General features: G+C 56.4%; 20 protein-coding genes and 1 pseudogene. 10 read left to right on the top strand and 11 right to left on the bottom strand.

Features of this window, described 5'->3' with window-relative positions; all coding sequences use genetic code 11:
* Positions 1-16 precede the first annotated feature (16 nt).
* A complete protein-coding gene (gene pgm / locus EQV96_RS01100) occupies positions 17-1,657 on the bottom strand; it encodes a phosphoglucomutase (alpha-D-glucose-1,6-bisphosphate-dependent) (RefSeq protein ID WP_240881069.1) in 1,641 nt (546 codons plus the stop codon).
* Between the two features lie 197 nt (positions 1,658-1,854).
* On the opposite strand from pgm, the gene eco reads away from it, so the two are divergent.
* Positions 1,855-2,337, top strand: coding sequence for a serine protease inhibitor ecotin (gene eco / locus EQV96_RS01095; protein ID WP_095000169.1), 483 nt, complete (start codon positions 1,855-1,857; stop codon positions 2,335-2,337).
* 114 nt (positions 2,338-2,451) lie between these two features.
* On the opposite strand, the gene EQV96_RS01090 is transcribed toward eco, so the two are convergent.
* From EQV96_RS01090 to EQV96_RS01065, 6 genes are all read right to left on the bottom strand, one after another.
* Positions 2,452-3,600, bottom strand: a complete 1,149-nt coding sequence (locus tag EQV96_RS01090) for a PQQ-dependent sugar dehydrogenase (RefSeq protein ID WP_095032130.1) — start codon at positions 3,598-3,600, stop codon at positions 2,452-2,454.
* An 18-nt stretch (positions 3,601-3,618) separates the two neighbouring features.
* The gene (locus tag EQV96_RS01085; protein WP_095019900.1) at positions 3,619-3,972 is read right to left on the bottom strand and encodes a hypothetical protein; all 354 of its coding nucleotides are present in this window, start codon (positions 3,970-3,972) and stop codon (positions 3,619-3,621) included.
* A gap of 81 nt (positions 3,973-4,053) precedes the next feature.
* Positions 4,054-4,512, bottom strand: coding sequence for a hypothetical protein (locus tag EQV96_RS01080; protein ID WP_232527584.1), 459 nt, complete (start codon positions 4,510-4,512; stop codon positions 4,054-4,056).
* A 246-nt stretch (positions 4,513-4,758) separates the two neighbouring features.
* A complete protein-coding gene (hdeA, locus tag EQV96_RS01075; protein ID WP_095000165.1) occupies positions 4,759-5,073 on the bottom strand; it encodes an acid-activated periplasmic chaperone HdeA in 315 nt (104 codons plus the stop codon).
* Positions 5,074-5,151: 78 nt separating this feature from the next.
* The gene (locus tag EQV96_RS01070; protein ID WP_095000164.1) at positions 5,152-6,192 is read right to left on the bottom strand and encodes a zinc-dependent alcohol dehydrogenase family protein; all 1,041 of its coding nucleotides are present in this window, start codon (positions 6,190-6,192) and stop codon (positions 5,152-5,154) included.
* A gap of 142 nt (positions 6,193-6,334) precedes the next feature.
* The gene (locus EQV96_RS01065; RefSeq protein WP_095000163.1) at positions 6,335-6,610 is read right to left on the bottom strand and encodes a DUF2798 domain-containing protein; all 276 of its coding nucleotides are present in this window, start codon (positions 6,608-6,610) and stop codon (positions 6,335-6,337) included.
* 126 nt (positions 6,611-6,736) lie between these two features.
* Here EQV96_RS01065 and EQV96_RS01060 point away from each other — a divergent pair, with 126 nt between their 5' ends.
* From EQV96_RS01060 to EQV96_RS01035, 6 genes and pseudogenes are all read left to right on the top strand, one after another.
* Positions 6,737-7,708 carry a LysR family transcriptional regulator gene (locus EQV96_RS01060; protein ID WP_095000162.1) on the top strand — a complete coding sequence of 324 codons (972 nt, stop codon included), beginning with the start codon at positions 6,737-6,739 and terminating at the stop codon, positions 7,706-7,708.
* A gap of 178 nt (positions 7,709-7,886) precedes the next feature.
* Positions 7,887-8,054: a hypothetical protein gene (locus tag EQV96_RS01055; protein ID WP_169916325.1), complete on the top strand. Its 168-nt coding sequence runs from the start codon at positions 7,887-7,889 to the stop codon at positions 8,052-8,054.
* Positions 8,055-8,539: 485 nt separating this feature from the next.
* A pseudogene (locus EQV96_RS01050) lies at positions 8,540-8,743 on the top strand (hypothetical protein); the annotation flags it as partial.
* Positions 8,744-8,763: 20 nt separating this feature from the next.
* Positions 8,764-10,350, top strand: a complete 1,587-nt coding sequence (locus tag EQV96_RS01045; protein WP_029611422.1) for an ABC-F family ATPase — start codon at positions 8,764-8,766, stop codon at positions 10,348-10,350.
* Positions 10,351-10,581: 231 nt separating this feature from the next.
* On the top strand, positions 10,582-11,769 hold the full coding sequence (locus EQV96_RS01040) for an MFS transporter (RefSeq protein WP_095000161.1): 1,188 nt from the start codon (positions 10,582-10,584) through the stop codon (positions 11,767-11,769).
* A gap of 147 nt (positions 11,770-11,916) precedes the next feature.
* Positions 11,917-12,306 carry a tail fiber domain-containing protein gene (locus EQV96_RS01035; protein WP_240881066.1) on the top strand — a complete coding sequence of 130 codons (390 nt, stop codon included), beginning with the start codon at positions 11,917-11,919 and terminating at the stop codon, positions 12,304-12,306.
* 2 nt (positions 12,307-12,308) lie between these two features.
* Here the strand turns inward: EQV96_RS01035 and EQV96_RS01030 are convergent, their stop codons facing one another.
* Both EQV96_RS01030 and EQV96_RS01025 read right to left on the bottom strand, forming a co-directional pair.
* Positions 12,309-13,379, bottom strand: a complete 1,071-nt coding sequence (locus EQV96_RS01030; RefSeq protein WP_138737964.1) for a dienelactone hydrolase — start codon at positions 13,377-13,379, stop codon at positions 12,309-12,311.
* A 138-nt stretch (positions 13,380-13,517) separates the two neighbouring features.
* Positions 13,518-14,129: an FMN-dependent NADH-azoreductase gene (locus tag EQV96_RS01025; protein WP_095000158.1), complete on the bottom strand. Its 612-nt coding sequence runs from the start codon at positions 14,127-14,129 to the stop codon at positions 13,518-13,520.
* 125 nt (positions 14,130-14,254) lie between these two features.
* Here EQV96_RS01025 and EQV96_RS01020 point away from each other — a divergent pair, with 125 nt between their 5' ends.
* A complete protein-coding gene (locus tag EQV96_RS01020; RefSeq protein WP_095000157.1) occupies positions 14,255-15,163 on the top strand; it encodes a LysR substrate-binding domain-containing protein in 909 nt (302 codons plus the stop codon).
* Between the two features lie 5 nt (positions 15,164-15,168).
* Entirely contained in the window at positions 15,169-15,513 is a 345-nt protein-coding gene (locus EQV96_RS01015; RefSeq protein ID WP_095018561.1) for an MmcQ/YjbR family DNA-binding protein, read from the top strand.
* On the opposite strand, the gene EQV96_RS01010 is transcribed toward EQV96_RS01015, so the two are convergent.
* Together EQV96_RS01010 and EQV96_RS01005 are read right to left on the bottom strand one after the other, a co-directional pair.
* Positions 15,502-15,918, bottom strand: coding sequence for a DUF1294 domain-containing protein (locus EQV96_RS01010; protein ID WP_095000156.1), 417 nt, complete (start codon positions 15,916-15,918; stop codon positions 15,502-15,504). The two genes, EQV96_RS01015 and EQV96_RS01010, sit on opposite strands and share 12 nt — an antisense overlap.
* Entirely contained in the window at positions 15,915-16,745 is an 831-nt protein-coding gene (locus tag EQV96_RS01005; RefSeq protein ID WP_095019896.1) for an undecaprenyl-diphosphate phosphatase, read from the bottom strand. The genes EQV96_RS01010 and EQV96_RS01005 overlap by 4 nt, the downstream gene beginning before the upstream one ends.
* 283 nt (positions 16,746-17,028) lie before the next feature.
* Between EQV96_RS01005 and EQV96_RS01000 the strand changes: the two genes are divergently transcribed.
* A complete protein-coding gene (locus EQV96_RS01000; protein WP_240881065.1) occupies positions 17,029-18,663 on the top strand; it encodes a methyl-accepting chemotaxis protein in 1,635 nt (544 codons plus the stop codon).
* The last annotated feature ends 42 nt before the right edge of the window (positions 18,664-18,705 follow it).

Genomic DNA, 18,705 nt, shown 5'->3' with positions numbered 1-18,705 from the left:
CGGGCTTTTTATTGGCTTAGGCGATGGCGGTATCGACCAGTACCTGCGCTTCCTCAACCAGACGGCTGAGGTGCTCGTCGCCGATAAAGCTCTCGGCGTAGATCTTGTAGATATCTTCAGTGCCCGAAGGGCGTGCAGCAAACCAGCCGTTTTCAGTCATGACCTTGAGCCCGCCGATGGCCTGATTGTTGCCCGGTGCATGGCTGAGGATTTGAGTGATCGGCTCACCTGCCAGCGTGGTCGACTTGACCTGCCCGGGCGACAGCTTGCCCAACAGCGCTTTTTGCTGCGGGGTGGCCTTGGCATCGACACGGGTGGAGAATGGCTGGCCCAGCTCTTCGGTCATTTCCTGGTACAGCTGGGAAGGGTCGCGACCGGTACGCGCCGTCATTTCAGCAGCCAGCAACGACGGAATCAGGCCGTCCTTGTCGGTCGACCAGACGCTGCCGTCCAGACGCAAGAACGAGGCGCCGGCACTTTCTTCGCCGCCAAACCCCAGCGAGCCTTCAAACAGACCATCGGCAAACCACTTGAAGCCTACCGGCACTTCATACAGGCGACGATCCAGACGCGCGGCTACCCGGTCAATCAGGCCGCTGCTAACCACGGTTTTGCCCACGGCGGCATCGGCGCGCCATTGCGGCCGGTTGCGGAACAGGTAGTCGATGGACACAGCCAGGTAGTTGTTCGGGGCCAAAAGACCACCCGATGGCGTAACAATGCCGTGACGGTCGTGATCCGGGTCACAGGCAAACGCCACGTCAAAGCGTTCTTTCAGGCCGATCAGGCCCTGCATGGCGTAGCTGGAAGACGGGTCCATGCGGATCCGGCCATCCCAGTCCACGCACATAAAGCGGAACGTCGGGTCGACCGAGGTGTTCACCACGTCCAGATCAAGGCCGTAGTGTTCGCCGATCGCCGACCAGTAGCGCACACCTGCGCCACCCAGCGGATCTACGCCCAGGCGCAGATTGGCGCCGCGCAGGGTGTCCATGTCGATCACGTTTTTCAGATCGGCAACATAGGTATTCAAGTAATCATGACGATGGGTAGTGCTGGCTTTAAGGGCCTGCTCGTAGCTGATGCGCTTGACCCCGGCCAGCCGGGCCGCGAGCAGTTCATTGGCCTTGGCTTCAATCCACTTGGTGACATCGGTATCAGCCGGGCCGCCATTGGGCGGGTTGTACTTGAAACCGCCGCTTTCTGGCGGGTTGTGTGAAGGCGTAATCACCACGCCATCAGCCAGCCCGCTGGTGCGGCAACGGTTGTAGCAAATGATTGCGTGGGAAATCGCTGGCGTCGGGGTGTATTCGTCGTCAGCGGCTATCATGGTTTCGACGCCATTGGCGGCAAATACTTCCAGAGCACTGGCGCCGGCAGGGGTAGACAGCGCATGGGTGTCGATACCGACAAACAGCGGCCCGTTGATTCCCTTCATTTGACGATACAGGCAAATGGCCTGGCTGATAGCAAGTACATGCCACTCATTGAAGCTCAGTTCAAATGAACTGCCGCGGTGCCCTGAAGTACCAAAGGCGACACGCTGGGTCGTGATGGCTGCATCGGGTTGACCGGTGTAATAAGCGGTCACCAGTCGCGGAATATCGACCAGCAACTGAGCCGGGGCCGGCTTGCCCGCAAGAGGACTGAGTGTCATGCAAAACCTCGGTAAATTAATGATTCGCAGGAAAAAAAGCAGTTTACTGGCTGTTCGACCCTGGTGCGAAGTAATCTATCCGTACCCGGTGGCCGAACGGGCACTTTAATCGACTGTTAGTTGTCTGAAGTTGATCCCGGGCAGGTTGTTTAATTCAACTGTAGGTATATTTTTAGCTCTGAAATAAGGAAAGCACCATGAAATCACTGGTGATCAGCGCAGCCGTATTACTGTCTTTGAGTACGCTGTGCAGCGTGGCCAACGCCGCCAAACTGGAAGATGTCGCTCCCTATCCAAAAGCCGAAGCAGGCTTTAGCCGTCAGGTCATTCATTTGCCCAAGCAAAAGAATGAAGACGACTACAAGGTACAGATCATCGCGGGCAAGACCCTGCAGGTTGACTGCAACCAGCAGCGTCTTGGCGGTAAGCTGGAAGAAAAAACTCTCAAGGGTTGGGGCTACCCGATGTATCGCCTGAACAAGGTCAGCGGGCCCATGAGCACAATGATGGCTTGCCCTGAAGGCAAGGCGCACCCCGAGTTTGTGCCGGTGGTCGGTGAAGGCTTTATGCTGCGTTACAACAGCAAACTGCCGATCGTGGTGTATGTGCCCAAGGATATTGAAGTGCGCTACCGTATCTGGTCGGCCTCCAAGCAGATCAAGCAGGCTGTGAGCGAGTAAGCGCTTTTATTTTTCATTGTGAGAGCTGGCTTGCCTGCGATGCAGACGACGCGGCTGAACGGTCAGACCGCGTTGATGCCATCGCGGGCAAGCCCGCTCCCACATTGATGAGTGTTATTGCAACCCCACGCGATACAGCACGCCGTCATCCTCATCGGTCAATACATATAAATAGCCATCAGGGCCTTGGCGCACATCGCGGATACGGGCATTGAGATCGCCGAGCATGCGCTCTTCATGCACCACCTTGTCACCGCTCAGTTGCAGGCGTATCAGATCCTTGTCTGCCAGGGCGCCAATAAACAGACTGTGCTGCCAGGGTTTGAAGCGATCTGAATCATAAAAAGCCATGCCGCTGATACCCGGGGATTTTTCCCATATGTGGTGCGGAACCACAGTGCCTTCGACGATTTTGCCCTGAGCTTCCGGAATCGGCTTGGAAGAGTAGTCAATCCCGTGGGTTGCCAGCGGCCAACCGTAGTTTTTACCGCGCTCGATCAGGTTGATTTCGTCGCCCCCCTTTGGCCCGTGCTCGTGGGTCCACAGGGTCCCGGTCCAGGGATTCAGCGCCGCGCCTTGCTGATTGCGATGGCCGTATGACCAGATTTCCGGCCTTACCCCCTGCTGCCCTGTGAAAGGGTTGTCCTTGGGCACACGCCCGTCAGGGTAAATGCGCGCAATCTTGCCTTGCAGCTTGTCCAGATCCTGTGAGGTCGGACGCTGGTTGTTTTCCCCAAGGGCGATAAACAAGTAGCCATCGCGATCGAACACCAGCCGTGAGCCGAAGTGGTTACCGGTAGAGAGCTTCGGCTGCTGGCGAAAGATCACTTCAAAGTTGCTCAATCGGGTCAAATCATCCGACAAGCGCCCACGGCCCACCGTGGTACCGGCCTTGCCGTCTGCACCACCTTCGGCGTACGACAGATACACCAACCGGTCTTCACCGAAGCTGGGCGACAACACCACATCGAGCAGGCCACCCTGCCCCTTGGCCCACACTTGCGGCACACCTGAAAGCGGTGCGGACAATTTACCGTCAGGGCTCACAACTCGCAGATTGCCCGCCCGCTCGGTAATCAGCATGCCTTGCCTGTCGGGCAAAAAGGCCAGTGCCCAAGGATGATCGAGCCCTTCGACCACCGGCGTGACGGTAACGGCCCCGGACTCGGAAACAAACGTATTCTGCCCATCGGCATGGGCCGTGAACGCCATACCGAGCAGCGAAGTGGCACACATTGTGGCCAGCAGGGTTTTTCTCAACATCAACTATTCCTTGTTCGTTTAAGGTTTGTCCCGCGGCTGCAATGAGGGTGCGGTCGGCTTGATTGTCGGTGGCACTGGCGGGTTACGCGGGTAACCATTGCCTATTTTGCCGCTATCAATGCCCTGGGGCTGCACCGCAGGCGCAATACCCGGGCCACTTGCCCCCGGCACGGAAGCACCGGTGCCCTGACGGCTGTTGGGGTTGATACGGCGGATGGGGTTGTTAACGGGCGGGGTGTTGGTGATCGGGGTGTTTTGCGCCAGCTGCTGATACTGAGCCGGCAAAGGTTCTGAAAGGGGTTGCGCCTGTAGCTGGGTGGCGAGTACACCCCCCAGCAGCAGGAATGCAAAACTGGTTCTGAACGTGTTCATCACGCCCTCCGTTTTTGATCGACCTTGAACCTTTGAGGGCCCTGCGCGTAACAGGTTCGATTGCAAGGTGTACAAAACGTGTCAGCTATCGGTTTCAGGGCCGATCACAATCACCGTCGAGTCTCTGGCTTGCGCCAGCAATGCCTCGCGGCAAACCTGATAACAATCTTCGATATGGCCATTGCCCACCAGTTTCATCACACCAAAACTGATGGTTGCCGCCACGGCCTGCCCCACAAAAGGGACAAAGCGAACCACGGATTTGGTCGCCACTTTGGTGCCCATCTTGCGGACCAGGGACATGACCAGCGTACGGCTGATGAATTTGCCGATCACTTCACTGCCAATACCACTGACTGCCACCACGATCAGGCGCTTGGAACGTGAGTCCATCTGTTCGATCTGATGTGGGGTAAGGCCGAACTTGCTGTTGATGGCCGGCAGCATTTCAACCAGCAACGCGACATCCGTACCGATATCAAGCCCCGGGATGGGGATCGCAGCCGCACCTGCCGAGACGGCCGAACGCTTGGTGACCATGGAACGGCACTCGTCACGAATACGGTCAAGCTCAGCTAATGACTTGATTAACATAGGGTTCCCCGACAGATAGAGATAAAAAAAGCCTAGTCTACTACGCCCTTTTGACCAGTAAGGCAGGCCTGTCTTTATGTAGAGGGGTTACAGCGCAGGAAATTCACAACGGCGAGGAGGTTATTGGCCGCATACGGGCCAGGATTGCACCGCAGAGGCCTGTACTCGCGTGAAGTACAGGCCGGGTTTGGGTTAAACGTCTTTTTTGACTTTTGCCCACTCAGCCTTGAGCTTGGAGACGAAGGATTCTTTAGGGGTTTCCTTGCAGGCCGTTACCACCAAAGGAGTGATTTTGGCGATACCGTCTACATCCAGCACCGCATCTTCAACTTTGCCCTGTTTGTTGATGGCTTCGCCCAGGCCAACGGCGGTCGGCTGGAAGCTCTCATCCACGGCCAGGAAATCCGCGCACGTCCATTTTGCGACGGGTTGTTTGGTTTCAGCTTGTGCAAGTGTGGAAAGTGCCGCCAAACCCACAACGCCAACTAACAAAATGTGCTTTTTCATATGCCAATATCCCTATTATCAACGATTAAGTAACATTAGTTCTGCCGCAAACAACATAGTAGTGGATGGTGTATCTGTCTATTGTTGCGACAGAATCACCTTCATTGCCTTCTCCTTGGCTGCGTTCCCGAACACCTCGTAAGCCTGGAGGATGTCTGTGAGCGCAAAGCGGTGCGTAATCAGCTTGCCCGCATCGATTTTTCCGGACTGCACGGTTTTCAGGAGCAGAGGGGTGGTATTGGTATTGACCAGCCCGGTTGAAATGGTGACGTTCTGGATCCACAATTTTTCAAGGTGCAACTCGACACTTTTGCCATGTACGCCCACGTTGGCGATGCTGCCGCCCGGGGCTATCACTGATTGGCAGGTGTCAAACGAGGCAGGAATACCCACCGCTTCAATCGCAACATCCACCCCGACGCCATGGGTCAGCTCAAAAATACGTTCAACCGCGTTTTGCGTATTGATATCGATGATATCCGTGGCCCCAAAACGCTTGGCGACCTCAAGCCGGTTTGTATCACCATCCACCATGATCAATTGGGCCGGCGAGTAAAATTGCGCGGTCAACAGCGCTGCCATACCAACCGGCCCTGCCCCCACGATCACTACACTGTCGCCGGGCTTGACCTTGCCCGCGAGCACGCCAATTTCAAAACCGGTGGGCAAGATGTCACTGAGCATCACCAGGGCTTCTTCATCCGCCCCGGCGGGAACTGGGTACAGACTGTTATCTGCGTGGGGAATGCGTACTTTTTCGGCCTGGGTTCCGTTAATCAAGTGCCCCAGAATCCAGCCTCCATCCGCACAGTGGGAATACATCTGACGTCGACAATTGGCGCAGCTGCCACACGAGGTGATGCAGGATATCAATACATGATCGCCGGGCTTGAAATTGCGCACGGCCGAGCCGACCGCTTCAACCACCCCCACACCTTCATGCCCCAAAACCGTGCCGCGGGTCACTTCGGGAACATCGCCCTTGAGAATGTGCAGGTCGGTGCCGCAAATGGTGGTGTGCAGGATGCGCACAATGGCATCGGTCGGCTTGTCGATGACCGGATCGGGGATCTCGGCCCAGGCTTTTTCGCCGGGCCCCTGGTAGGTGAGCGCTTTCATGATGGCCTTCCTTTACCTGATCAAAAATCATCCGTGGCTGCCACTCAGGTACCCCTGTCTGGCAGCCGCCAAAATCACTGATGCAGTTAAGCAGCCTTTTTCTGCTGCGCCCTTGCCACAGGTCACAAAAAGGGTTTTCGGACTAACGGTGCGGGTGCACGGTAAATGACACCAGTTTCACTACAATGGGCCGCACCACCAGGATGCACAGGAACGCAACCGGCATTGCCAGCTGATAAGCATGCAGCGCATTGCTCAGGTAATCTTCCTCAATGCCGGAGTTGGCTGCGGTGATTACCAACGACATCAGAAAGGCCATGATCGTCGACATGTAGAAAGCAAAGACATAAGGCGTAGCTCGCGCGGAGAGCTTCATGCGCTTCGACGAAAGTACGGCGCTGGATGTTTTGGAGGTCATAAAAGGCCTTTTTTGAGCATGTAATAAAGAGATGACGCACCTTAGCAAGATCAAAAACGGTCAACTAGACGTTCTAGGACACTTACTTTATAAAGAAAATCTTACGAATAACCTGTAGAGCCCCTCATGAATCTGCTCGCGGCGATTGCCAGCTTTATTAAAGTGGTCGAAACGGGGTCCATCGTGGGCGCGGCAAAAAATCTGGGGCTCAGTGCCGCCGCCGTCAGCCAGACCATCAACCGCCTGGAGGAGCACCTTGGCGCTCGGTTGCTGCACCGCACCACGCGCAGTATGGCGCTGACAGAAAGCGGTGCGTTGTACTACGCAAGAGTCAGACGCGTCGCTGCAGACCTTGAGTCTGCACAAATGGCCATCAGCGCTGGCGAGACAGAACTGCAAGGGCGTTTGTGCATTGCATCGACCTCCGCGTTCGGCCGCCATGTACTGGCTCCCTTGATTGCCGGTTTTGCGGCACGCCACCCGCGCCTGCGCCTTGAACTGTGCACCACTGACGGCAAAATAAACCATATCCAGGACGGTATTGACCTGAGCCTGCGGATCAAGCCGCAGCTGGAAGAAGGCATTGTTGCGCGAAAGATCGCTTCAGTACCTTTTGTGGTGTGCGCCTCCCCTGCCTATCTGGAGCGGGCCGGTATCCCGCGCAGCCCTGAAGATCTTCAGAGGCATGCCTGCCTGGCCTTTCGCTACCCGCTTGACGGGCGCTTGTTGCGCTGGGGGTTTTTCCGCGAGGGGGAGCATTACTATGTAGCGCTGAACTTCACGGCTATCAGTGACGATATCGACGCACTGACCCAAATGGCCATTTACGGTGCCGGGATTGCCCGCCTGGCAGAGTTCGTGGCTGCCCCCCATGTCGATTCAGGCCGGCTGATTGCACTGCTCAAACACAGTCACGACTCGAGCCAGTCTTGCGTCGAGCCACTGGATATTTATGCCTGCGTACAGGATCGCTCTGCCCTGACGGCCAAGGTCAAAGCGTTCATGGATTATTTGACGGAGAACCTGGACAAGAGATGGCTTAGTGCTACTACCCCAATAACAACCGCCAACTTGCACTCACTTTCAGCTGCGCACTAAAAAAGTGCAAAACTCGTTTAGATGACCATCTAAATTTAATACATTCGAAACAATTTAGTGCAGCTAAAACTTGAGCATGGCGACATTCCTTGCCAGAAAAACACCCTCATACGGAGTAGTCCATTTATCCAAAAGTGCTGATACACTCAAAATATAAAATCTTTCAAGGATGAATAAGATGAGTACTGTAACTAAGCGCGGCTGGAAATGGGCTTATCGCAAGATGCGCGACCTGCACTGCACGCGGCCTTCGGCCTTCTACCGAGCGACCTTGTACGTACTGCGCGGCGATACGGGGACCTTTATGTGTGAACTCACCCGTAAAAAAATCCGCATCAGCCGCTGATGCTGCCCACTTTATAAACTTGCAGCATTGCTTACTAACACTGCAATTCAGGGCATGGCTTTTAAATTGTTCATCCCTACAAATCAAAGGCATTGATTGTCTCTTTGAATGATTGACCTCTGCACGAACTTCGCCCGACTACCGGGGCTTGCAGTTCCAAGGTGTGCACAAAGCACCCTATGAGTGACGCTGCCCACCATGATTGAATATGGGCCTTTCGCAAGATGCGCCGCTCATTCACATCGGCTTTCTACAGGGCAACCCTGTAGGCCATACGCGGAAATACCGGCAGATTTGCCTGCAAAAAAACCCTATGCAAATTCGTATTTGCCGCTGACGGCTTCTCATAGCCTCCATTAAAAGCAGGCTTCTCACGGGCCAGGCGAAATCCTTGGGCCGCTTGCGCTTCAAAGAGAGGTACCTGTCATACCAAACCAGGGTTTTGTGCAGTCAGCCAGCAAACACACTGAATCAGATGCCCGGTGCCATACAACTGTAGCCATACCTATGAGACAATACGCTCAATGTCCGGTTTGAATCCCGCCTTCATTTCCCAGCAGCTTGGCCATAGCGTCCAAATGTTGCTGTCAACGTATGCGCATTGGTTCGACTCAAGCTCAGATTGGAGCGAGCTGGAAAAGCTCCAAATTGGTCCCATATGGGTACCGGCTGAAACCAGCGAACTCTAAGCTATTGATAGGTAAAGTAATTGATCTCCACAGCAAATATCACGATGCAGTTCGGCGCAAAGCCGCTATTCGAGAACGTTTCAGTAAAATTTGGCGCCGGTAACCGCTACGGCCTGATCGGTGCCAACGGTTGCGGCAAGTCCACCTTCATGAAGATCCTCGGTGATGACCTTGAGCCGTCCGGCGGCCAGGTCATGCTGGAGCCGAACGTGCGTCTGGGTAAATTGCGCCAGGACCAGTTCGCCTACGAAGAATTCACCGTGATCGATACCGTGATCATGGGTCACGAAGAGCTGTGGAAGGTCAAGGCCGAGCGCGATCGCATTTATTCGCTGCCGGAAATGACTGAAGAAGACGGCATGGCCGTAGCCGAACTCGAAACCGAGTTCGCTGAAATGGACGGTTACACCGCCGAATCCCGTGCCGGCGAGCTGTTGCTGGGCTTGGGTATCGGTATCGAGCAGCATTTCGGCCCGATGAGCGAAGTGTCGCCAGGCTGGAAACTGCGCGTATTGCTGGCTCAGGCGCTGTTCTCCGATCCTGAAGTACTGCTGCTCGACGAACCCACCAACCACCTGGATATCAACACCATCCGCTGGCTGGAAAACATTCTGACCCAGCGCAACAGCCTGATGATCATCATCTCCCACGACCGTCACTTCCTGAACAGCGTGTGCACCCACATGGCTGACCTGGACTACGGCGAGTTGCGTCTGTTCCCGGGCAACTATGATGAGTACATGACCGTCGCGACCCAGTCGCGCGAGCAACTGCTGTCGGAAAACGCCAAGAAGAAAGCGCAGATCAACGAACTGCAAGCGTTCGTCAGCCGCTTCTCGGCCAACGCCTCGAAATCCAAGCAGGCCAGCTCCCGCGCCAAGGCAATCGACAAGATCACCCTGGCCGAGGTCAAGCCTTCGAGCCGTGTCAGCCCGTTCATTCGCTTCGAGCAGAACAAGAAGCTGCACCGTCAGGCTGTGATTGTCGAGCAAATGGCCAAAGGCTTTGATGGCAAGACTCTGTTCAAGGACTTCAGCTTCACCGTTGAAGCCGGCGAGCGCGTTGCGATCATTGGCCCGAACGGTATTGGCAAAACCACCCTGCTGCGCACCCTGGTCAACGAACTGACCCCGGATGCCGGTACGGTGAAGTGGACTGAAGCCGCCGAACTGGGCTACTACGCCCAGGATCACGCTCACGATTTCGAAGACGACATGACCCTGTTCGACTGGATGGGCCAATGGACCCAGGGCGAACAAATGGTGCGCGGTACTTTGGGCCGCATGCTGTTTTCCAACGATGACATCCTCAAGTCGGTCAAGGTTATTTCCGGTGGTGAGCAAGGTCGCATGCTGTTCGGCAAGTTGATCCTGCAAAAGGCCAACGTGCTGGTCATGGACGAACCGACCAACCACTTGGACATGGAATCCATCGAGGCGCTGAACCTGGCACTCGAGAACTACCCGGGCACCCTGGTATTCGTCAGCCATGACCGTGAGTTCGTATCCTCCCTGGCCACTCGTATTATCGAGCTGAGCCCAAGCGGCGTGATCGACTTCAGCGGCACCTACGATGACTACCTGCGCAGCCAGGGCGTTACGTTCTGATTCAGGCACTGCCTGATCAGCTATAACGAAAACCCCGTCCTGGTGATGGGGTTTTTCGTTTCTGGCCTTTAGCCACTCGCGTGAGGCCTGATACAGCGCAGCGCCTTTATCGCGAGCAAGCCCGCTCCCACAGGCTGTGTGCGTGGGCCAATATTACCGTTAGCCTGCTTTCTTTTATCCCGGGGCCGCGCCATCATGTCGGTTACCGATCGCCAGCCGGACTCCCCGCTAATGCCCGCGCAACACCCTTCCCCTGCAAGCTCCCTGTCGATCACCCTGCAGATCCTGTCGATCGTGTTCTACACCTTTATTGCCTTTATCTGTATTGGCTTGCCGATAGCCGTTTTGCCGAGCTATGTGCATGACCAACTGGGCTTCAGTGCGATCGTCGCAGGGCTGGCCATTGCGTCGCAGTATCTGGCCACCCTGCTGAGCCGCCCCTCAGCCGGGCGACTGGTCGACAGCATCGGCACCAAGCCCGCCATCGTGTATGGCTTGACCGGCATCGCCATCAGCGGCGTGCTCACGTCCCTGGCCGTAGCGCTGCAAGACTGGCCACTGCTGAGCCTGGGCGTTTTGATTGTCGGCCGGGTATTTCTCGGCATTGCCCAGGGCCTGATCGGTGTCGGCACCATCACCTGGGGCATTGCCCAGGTGGGATCTCAACATACCGCCAGGGCTATCGGCTGGAATGGCATTGCGTCCTATGGCGCGATCGCCATTGGCGCGCCTCTGGGCGTGGTGATGGTCGACCGGCTGGGCTTTGCCATGCTGGGTGTAACCCTGTTGCTGCTGGCGCTGGCAGCCTTGGGGCTGATTCGCAAAAAACCGGCAATCCCGGCGGTCGCTGGCGTGCGCCTGCCCTTTTGGTCAGTGTTTGGTCTGATTGCTCCCTATGGCATCAGCCTGACCCTGGCCTCTATTGGCTATGGCACGCTGACCACCTTTATCACCCTGTTTTATATTGACCAGGGCTGGGACGGGGCTGCGTATTGCCTGTCAGTATTTGGTGTGTGTTTTATCCTGGGCCGCCTGATCTTTACCAACAGCATCAGCCGCTTTGGTGGCTACAACGTGGCGATTGCCTGCATGAGCATCGAAACGCTGGGGCTGGTCATGCTGTGGCTGGCACCCAGCACCGCATTTGCCCTGGCAGGGGCAGGGTTGACCGGCTTTGGCTTGTCCCTGGTGTACCCGGCCCTGGGTGTCGAAGCGGTCAAGCAAGTGCCTGTTTCCAGCCGCGGCGCCGGGCTAAGTGCCTATGCCGTGTTTTTTGACCTGGCTCTGGCCATCGCGGGGCCGATCATGGGGGTTATTGCGCTGAACATGGGGTACCCGTGGATATTCTTCAGTGCAGCGGTGATGTGCATTCTGGGATTACTGTTGAGCGTTTGGTTGTCAAACCGAAAAACGCGTTAAAACTTCTTCTGACATGGCGAACTGATTACGCTCAGTAATAATCGGAAAAAGTTAAATCGTTTAGCCATCATTGTGCGAAGAGCACTTAGGGATATTATTTTCTGCGCTGTAATACCAATTATTTTGGATAACACTGCAGAGTATCATATGAAAAAGTATCTAACGATAATGGCAGTACCTTTTTTGTTCATGGGCCTGCAAGCAACAGCCCACGCGGAGTCCAAAGATTTTTATGACTTCCCGCCGGGATGGCCGTGCTGCCCGTTCAGTGATGCGAACCTTAAAACCAATATTCAGCCAATGAAAAATGCCACTGACACGTTACTGCAAATTCAGGGCGTAACTTTCGACTGGAAGGACGGTGACCGTAAAGATATCGGCGTTCTTGCCCAAAACGTACAAAAAGTTTATCCGCAGTTGGTGCGCGAGGATAACAATCAGTTACGCGTCGACTACGAGAAACTTGTCGCCCCCCTGATCGAATCAGTGCGCGAAATGGATGCGCGTATCAAACAACTTGAAGCCGCGCAAAAATAGAACTAACAGTGGCGTGCGCCCAACCGGCCAACAGGGCAAGTCTGGTGGTCGGTTGAAGCGGTTCTGCCCTGTGCTGCAGGTTCCAGGACCTTGCTGAAAAACCTCCCCGCCTCATAAATCAGGTCACGATGGATGTCTTCTCGATCAACCCCTTGAGCATCCGTGCATAAACCGGGCATAACCGCCATTTGCTCGTCGCTGCAGGGCGCCATGAAGACGAAGTGCCCGGCACCGGGGATCATCTTGAACTCAGGTTCCACGGGCAGCTTGCGCGCCAGGGCATCGGCATTCTTATCGGGAAATACCAACTGATCGTTGTCACCGCTGTACAGCAGCACAGGCACATTCACATCAGCCAGGGTTTGCCGGCCGAACATCAGGCTCAAAGGCGCCATCAGCAACAGGGCTTTTACGCGAGGGTCCGAGACAGCTACCAAGTCATCACGATCGGCGATCAACTCGCCCTTGGTAGTACAGGCATCACGGTCTTCAGGGCGTTCCTGGCAATAGCGGCGCAGTCGATCCAGGTCAGGCTGGGCGCCGGCCAGGATCAACGCCGTTTCGCCCCCTGCCGAGTAACCGATGACCCCTGCTTGATCGTCTTGCACATAGGGTGACAAATCGTGATCGGCCAGAGTCGCGCTGAGTGCAGCAGATATTTGCATCGGCCGCCCATAAAGGTTACTCAGTGTGCCCAGACGGCTGTGATCCTTGTAATTGTCGCCAGGGTGCAGCACGGCGACTACTACAAACCCCTTGCGCGCCAATGAGGTGGCCAGGTCATGCAACGCCAGTGGCGTGCCGGTGTTTCCATGGGATAGCATCAGCAGCGGATAACGGCCCATGGCGATTTTCGCGCCTTCGGTGGCTTGCACTTCGTAGCTGCCCATCTTGCTGACGCCTTCGGGATCCGTGGAAGGATAAAAGGCAATGGCGCGCATGGGCTGATCGTCCAGCGGATCGAGAAAGCTCAGGCGATGAAAACCCACGCTCCAGGGGTATACGGGCTCAGCTTGCACCATGACAGGGCAACCTGCGATCAACAACACCAGTACCGCACACAGACGCATCATGGAGGCTCACCTTCAACGGTGCATTGCTCGACAGCATCACACTCTGCACAACCCGGGCCAGACGCAAAAAACTCCGTACCCCGATCCTTTTACAAAGACCAGAATACAGAGTTTAGACAGTGCTGCGCCTGAGATTGCTTACGCTGCGCTGAACAGATCCTGCTTGATATGCGCATGTGCATCGCTCATGGCTTTGCTGCGTACCTCGTCGCCATAGGCCAGGCCGTGGGCGCGGACAAATTCGACGTCGGTAATGCCCATGAAGCCCAGCATCACTTTCAAGTAATCTTCGTGAGCTACGCCGGTTTCCTGACCCGCATGCAGGCCACCGGAGGTCGATACCACTACTACTTTCTTGTTGCCGCACAGCCCTACAGGGCCGGCTTCGGTATAACGAAAGGTCTGGCCAGCAACTGCGATGCGGTCAATCCAGGCCTTGAGCTGGGTTGGAATGGTGAAATTGTACATCGGCGCTGCAATCACCACCGCGTCAGCCGCGAGAAACTGGGCCAGGGTGTCAGCACTCAACTGGGCTTCGTGTTTTTGTGCCGCATCACGCAGCTCGGCCGGAGTACCGGCAGCCACCAGGGTGGCGGCCGAGAAATGTTCAATGGCTTCAGCGGCCAGGTCGCGGTAGCTGACCTCTACTTGTGGATCAGCAGCCTGCCATGCCTTGACCACTTCGCTGCTCAACTGACGGGATGCCGAGTTGTCGCCCAGAATGCTCGAATCGATATGCAACAGTTTCATGGTGATCTCCAGATGATGACCGCCTCTGGGCGATCTCGATGGAGGGATACTACCAATGAAAGCAATCGACGATAAGTTGGCCATTATGCGATAGTTCGTCCCACCTGCAGGACAGTGAGCACGCCATGCAAGACCTTAACGACCTTTACTATTTCGCCAAGGTGGTCGAATCCGGTGGCTTCGCTGCTGCCGGACGATTGCTGGGCATCCCCAAGTCACGTCTGTCGCGGCGCGTGGCCGAACTTGAAGAGCGTCTGGGCGCCCGCTTGCTGCAGCGCACCACACGTCAGCTCAAGCTGACCGCTGTGGGCGAGCGTTATCTGCGCCATTGCCAGGCCATGTTGCTGGAAGCCGAAATGGCCGACGAAGCCGTTGCCAGCATGTCCAGCGAGCCACGCGGCCCCTTGCGTGTGTCGTGCCCCGTGGGGCTGGCCCATGAATTTATGCCCGGGGTGATCAGTTCCTTTCTGCAGGCCTATCCCCTGGTGCAGCTGGAGGTCAACCTGCTCAACCGTCGCGTCGATCTGGTCACCGACGGCATCGATGTGGCCTTACGGGTGCGTGAAGAAGGCGATGAAGACCCGTCGCTGGTCACACGGCGCCTGCGTCAGGCCCGCACCGTGATGGTAGCCACCCCCGAGTTTGCCCGTAATTGGCCGGTTGATAGCCCTGAAGACCTGAAAAAAATCCCGCTGCTGGGCGCGCTCGAGGCCGATCGCATGGTTCACTTGCGCATGCTCGATGAGCACGGCAAGGGTTGCAACCTGGTGCTTGAAGCACGCCTGGGGGTTGACGATTTTATCGTGCGCAAAGCTTGCACCTTGGCCGGCCTGGGTTTCACCGTGTTACCCATGATGTATTGCGAGCAGGAGCTGCAAGACGGCCAGCTTGTTCAACTATTGCCCAAATGGACCCTGCCCGGTGGCTGGCTGCACGCTGTGTACCCCCACAGACGCGGGGTGATACCGGCCGTGCGGGCCTGGATCGACCACCTGGTTGAGTCATTCGAAAGCTGTGGAGACAAACTGCTATGACCGCAATGACCAAACAGGATGTAGCCGAATTCTGCCGAAACCTGCCGGGCGCTCAGGAAGCAGTGAAATGGGGTGGGGTCGAGGTTTTTTTTATCGACGACAGCAAGATGTTTGCCCTGTTCAACCTCAACAGCAACGGGCTTTCGTTCAAGGTCGAGAAAGAACTGTTTCTGGGCTACATCGATCGGCCGGGTATACGCCCGTCGCCTTATCTGGCGCGAGCGTACTGGATCAATATGCAAGCACCTTATCCGATGGGCGCTGAAGAGCTGCAGGACCTGTTGCGCCGTTCCCACCAACTGGTGGTGGGAAAACTGGCGAAAAAACGTCAGATCGGTTTACTGCTGTAACCGCAACAACTGGAGAAACGACCTGTTCAGGAACAGGACGTCGATCCATACCACCTGATGCACAGCCACAATCAACCAGAACAACAGCTGATAAGACAATTTGCGGGTTTTGTGGCGAAACATTTGTTGCGCCACCAGTGCCCCTGGCCAACCGCCCAGCAGCTCAACCCCGTGCAATACTTTCTCCGGCGTGCGCCACTGGCCAGCCGCTGCCTGTTGCTTGTCGTAGCGGTACAGGCCGAACGCCAGCAGGCTGGCCACTGCATAGGCCAGCAACGGCAGCGGGCTGCCCCCGGTGAGCAACACGCTCACCGAGCCACCCATCGGCAAGGCGCACAGCACTAGCAATACCAGCAACTTGAGCTTCAAGCCACGCACCGGTGCGCCGTTATGCCCATTCCTCACGCTGCAGCTGCCGTCCAGTCAATCCAGCCGAACTGCCAGGTGGCCAGGATCAACAGGCCAAAACCAATACGATACCAGGCAAAAACGGCATAGCTGTGATTGGAAATAAACTTCAGCAAGGCGCGTACTGCGATCATGGCGAAGATAAACGAGGTGACAAAACCGATCGCGAAGACTGGCAGGTCGTCAGGCTGGAACAGATGACGGTACTTGTAGCCGGAGTAAACCGCAGCACCGACCATGGTCGGCATGGCCAGGAAGAATGAGAACTCGGTGGCCGCCTTGCGCGACAGACCAAACAGCAGGCCGCCGATAATGGTCGAACCCGAGCGCGAAGTGCCGGGAATCATCGCCAGACACTGGGCAAAGCCGATTTTCACCGCGTCTTTCCAGGTCATGTCGTCCACGGTTTCAGCGCGAATCACATGCTGGCGGCGCTCGGCCCACAGCATGATTACCCCGCCAATCACCAGGGCCGTGGCCACGGTAATCGGGTTGAACAGGTACTCGTGGATCACATCGGCAAAAATCACCCCCAGCACCACCGCCGGCATCACCGCGATAATCAGGTTGGTGGTGAAACGACGTGCCTCGGGCTTGGTGGGCAAACCAACGACAACATCGATGATCTTGCGGCGAAACTCCCAGACCACAGCCAAAATCGCACCCAGCTGGATGATGATGTTGAATGCCATCGCCCGCTCGCCGCCAAAGTTGAGCAAGTCGGCCACAATAATCTGGTGGCCCGTACTCGAGATCGGCAAAAACTCCGTCAAGCCTTCAACGACGCCCAAAATCAACGCCTGAGCGGCAGTCCAAAGATCCATTATTCCCCCATAAAGCCCTGCCTCATGCAGAGCTGATTAGTCTTGATTAAGGTGTTGCAGCCACGGCTCCGGAGCAGGACAAAAGTGCGACATGCGCCCCGACGCGCTGTGAAAAAACTGTCAGAAATCAATAAAGATGAAGCTTTGCCAATTTCGGCCGAGATCCTATCAGACACGTTCCACTTTCGCTGCTATGACATGAGCTCGGTCTCGTCTGACAGGCAAGTCTGAAAAAAGTTGTTCTGTGAATCACCACAAGAAGAAAAACCAGGAGTGAGCCTTTATGAATACCCTGCGCGGGTTATCCATCAGCCGACGTTTATGGCTGATCTTGATTGTGGCCATGGCCATGCTGCTGGCGTTGGGATTGCTGATGCTAAAACAGATACATGACGATTTGTATGAAGGTAAAGCCCAGAAAACCCGGCACGTGGTACAAGCGGCCAGCGGGGTACTCAACTATTACCAGGGCCTGGAAGCTGCCGGCAGCTTGAGCCGTAAAGCCGCGCAACAGCAGGCGCTGACCGTGATCAGCCAGCTGCGCTATGACCACGATGATTATTTCTGGATCAATGACCTGCGCCCTTATATGGTCATGCACCCCACCAACCCCAAACTCGATGGCAAAGACCTGTCGGCCATCAAGGACCCGGACGGCTTTGCGATTTTCAACGAGATGGCCAGCCTGGCCAAAAGCAAAGGTTCGGGCATGGTGGACTACCGCTGGCCAAAACCGGGCGCCGAAGCGCCTGTGCAAAAAACCTCTTATGTACAACTGTTCGAGCCGTGGGGCTGGGTAATAGGCTCGGGCGTGTATATCGACGACATGCAGGCCGAGTTCCGCGCTCAAGCCTGGAAAGCCAGTTGGGCTGGCCTTGGCATCGCGTTGATCATGGCGCTGCTGGTGACCCTGATTGCTCGCAGCATCGTGCGACCGCTGCAAGAGGCCGTGCAGGCCATGGCCAATATCGCCAGTGGTGAAAGCGACCTGACCCGAAGCCTGGATACCCACGGCCGTGATGAGGTCACTTTACTGGCCCATCATTTCAATGCCTTTACCGCCAAGCTGCGCAATGTGATCAGCCATTTACAGGCCACTGCCACGGCACTCGACCAGTCCTCCACGGAACTGGGCAGTGACGCCAGCGCCGCGCAACAGCGCAGCCAGCAGCAAGCCCTGCAAATGGATCAGGTGGCCACGGCGATCAACGAAGTCACCTGCGCCGTGCAAGATGTGGCGAAAAACGCCGAGCACGCGGCCAGCGAAATGCGCGGTGCGCAGTCACAAGCCGAGCTTGGACAGCAGAATATCGATACCAGCCTGGAACAGATCGGCCAGCTGTCTGCCACCATCCATCAGGCCGTCGAGGTGATCCGCACCCTGGCCACGCAAAGCAGCGAAATTGGCAGCGTGCTTGAAGTGATCCGCTCGATTGCCGAGCAAACCAACCTGCTGGCCCTCAACGCTGCGATCGAAGCAGCCCGCGCCGGTGAGCAGGGTCGGGGTTTTGCGGTGGTGGCGGACGAGGTTCGACTACTGGCCCAGCGCACGCAAAAATCCACGGCCGAAATCCAGACCATGATCGAAGGCCTGCAAAAACACTCGGAAGCCGCCGTCAACGTGATCGGCAGCAGCAGTCGCGCCTCCCAGCTGACCATCGAACAGGCCACCCAGGCCGGGCAGAGCCTGACCAGCATCGGCCAGGCCCTGAGCAACCTCAACGACCTCAATGCCTCGATAGCCAGCGCTACCCTGCAACAGGCCCATGTCGTGGAAGACATCAACCTGAATGTGACCCAGGCCGCCGAACTGTCCCAAGGCACCGCCCTGGCGGCAGAGCAATCAAGCGCTGCCAGTGCCCACCTCAAGGAGCTCAGCGTGCAGCTCAATGGGCTGTTACGTCAGTTTAAGGTTTAGAGGCAACCGCAAGCGGCAAGTGACAAGCAGCACGCTTGAAGC

Source organism: Pseudomonas sp. TMW22080, from assembly GCF_022496745.1.
GTDB classification, from domain to species: domain Bacteria; phylum Pseudomonadota; class Gammaproteobacteria; order Pseudomonadales; family Pseudomonadaceae; genus Aquipseudomonas; species Aquipseudomonas bubulae.
The sequence above is the reverse complement of the archived record's forward strand: the minus strand, read 5'-3'. Positions and strand labels throughout refer to the sequence as shown.

Bases quoted from the DNA above. Each gene is read 5' to 3' on its own strand.
- pgm (WP_240881069.1), bottom strand. From the start codon at position 1,657: ATGACACTCAGTCCTCTTGCGGGCAAGCCGGCCCCGGCTCAGTTGCTG.
- eco (WP_095000169.1), top strand. From the start codon at position 1,855: ATGAAATCACTGGTGATCAGCGCAGCCGTATTACTGTCTTTGAGTACG.
- EQV96_RS01090 (WP_095032130.1), bottom strand. From the start codon at position 3,600: ATGTTGAGAAAAACCCTGCTGGCCACAATGTGTGCCACTTCGCTGCTC.
- EQV96_RS01085 (WP_095019900.1), bottom strand. From the start codon at position 3,972: ATGAACACGTTCAGAACCAGTTTTGCATTCCTGCTGCTGGGGGGTGTA.
- EQV96_RS01080 (WP_232527584.1), bottom strand. From the start codon at position 4,512: ATGGTCACCAAGCGTTCGGCCGTCTCGGCAGGTGCGGCTGCGATCCCC.
- hdeA (WP_095000165.1), bottom strand. From the start codon at position 5,073: ATGAAAAAGCACATTTTGTTAGTTGGCGTTGTGGGTTTGGCGGCACTT.
- EQV96_RS01070 (WP_095000164.1), bottom strand. From the start codon at position 6,192: ATGAAAGCGCTCACCTACCAGGGGCCCGGCGAAAAAGCCTGGGCCGAG.
- EQV96_RS01065 (WP_095000163.1), bottom strand. From the start codon at position 6,610: ATGACCTCCAAAACATCCAGCGCCGTACTTTCGTCGAAGCGCATGAAG.
- EQV96_RS01060 (WP_095000162.1), top strand. From the start codon at position 6,737: ATGAATCTGCTCGCGGCGATTGCCAGCTTTATTAAAGTGGTCGAAACG.
- EQV96_RS01055 (WP_169916325.1), top strand. From the start codon at position 7,887: ATGAGTACTGTAACTAAGCGCGGCTGGAAATGGGCTTATCGCAAGATG.
- EQV96_RS01040 (WP_095000161.1), top strand. From the start codon at position 10,582: ATGCCCGCGCAACACCCTTCCCCTGCAAGCTCCCTGTCGATCACCCTG.
- EQV96_RS01035 (WP_240881066.1), top strand. From the start codon at position 11,917: ATGAAAAAGTATCTAACGATAATGGCAGTACCTTTTTTGTTCATGGGC.
- EQV96_RS01030 (WP_138737964.1), bottom strand. From the start codon at position 13,379: ATGATGCGTCTGTGTGCGGTACTGGTGTTGTTGATCGCAGGTTGCCCT.
- EQV96_RS01025 (WP_095000158.1), bottom strand. From the start codon at position 14,129: ATGAAACTGTTGCATATCGATTCGAGCATTCTGGGCGACAACTCGGCA.
- EQV96_RS01020 (WP_095000157.1), top strand. From the start codon at position 14,255: ATGCAAGACCTTAACGACCTTTACTATTTCGCCAAGGTGGTCGAATCC.
- EQV96_RS01015 (WP_095018561.1), top strand. From the start codon at position 15,169: ATGACCAAACAGGATGTAGCCGAATTCTGCCGAAACCTGCCGGGCGCT.
- EQV96_RS01005 (WP_095019896.1), bottom strand. From the start codon at position 16,745: ATGGATCTTTGGACTGCCGCTCAGGCGTTGATTTTGGGCGTCGTTGAA.
- EQV96_RS01000 (WP_240881065.1), top strand. From the start codon at position 17,029: ATGAATACCCTGCGCGGGTTATCCATCAGCCGACGTTTATGGCTGATC.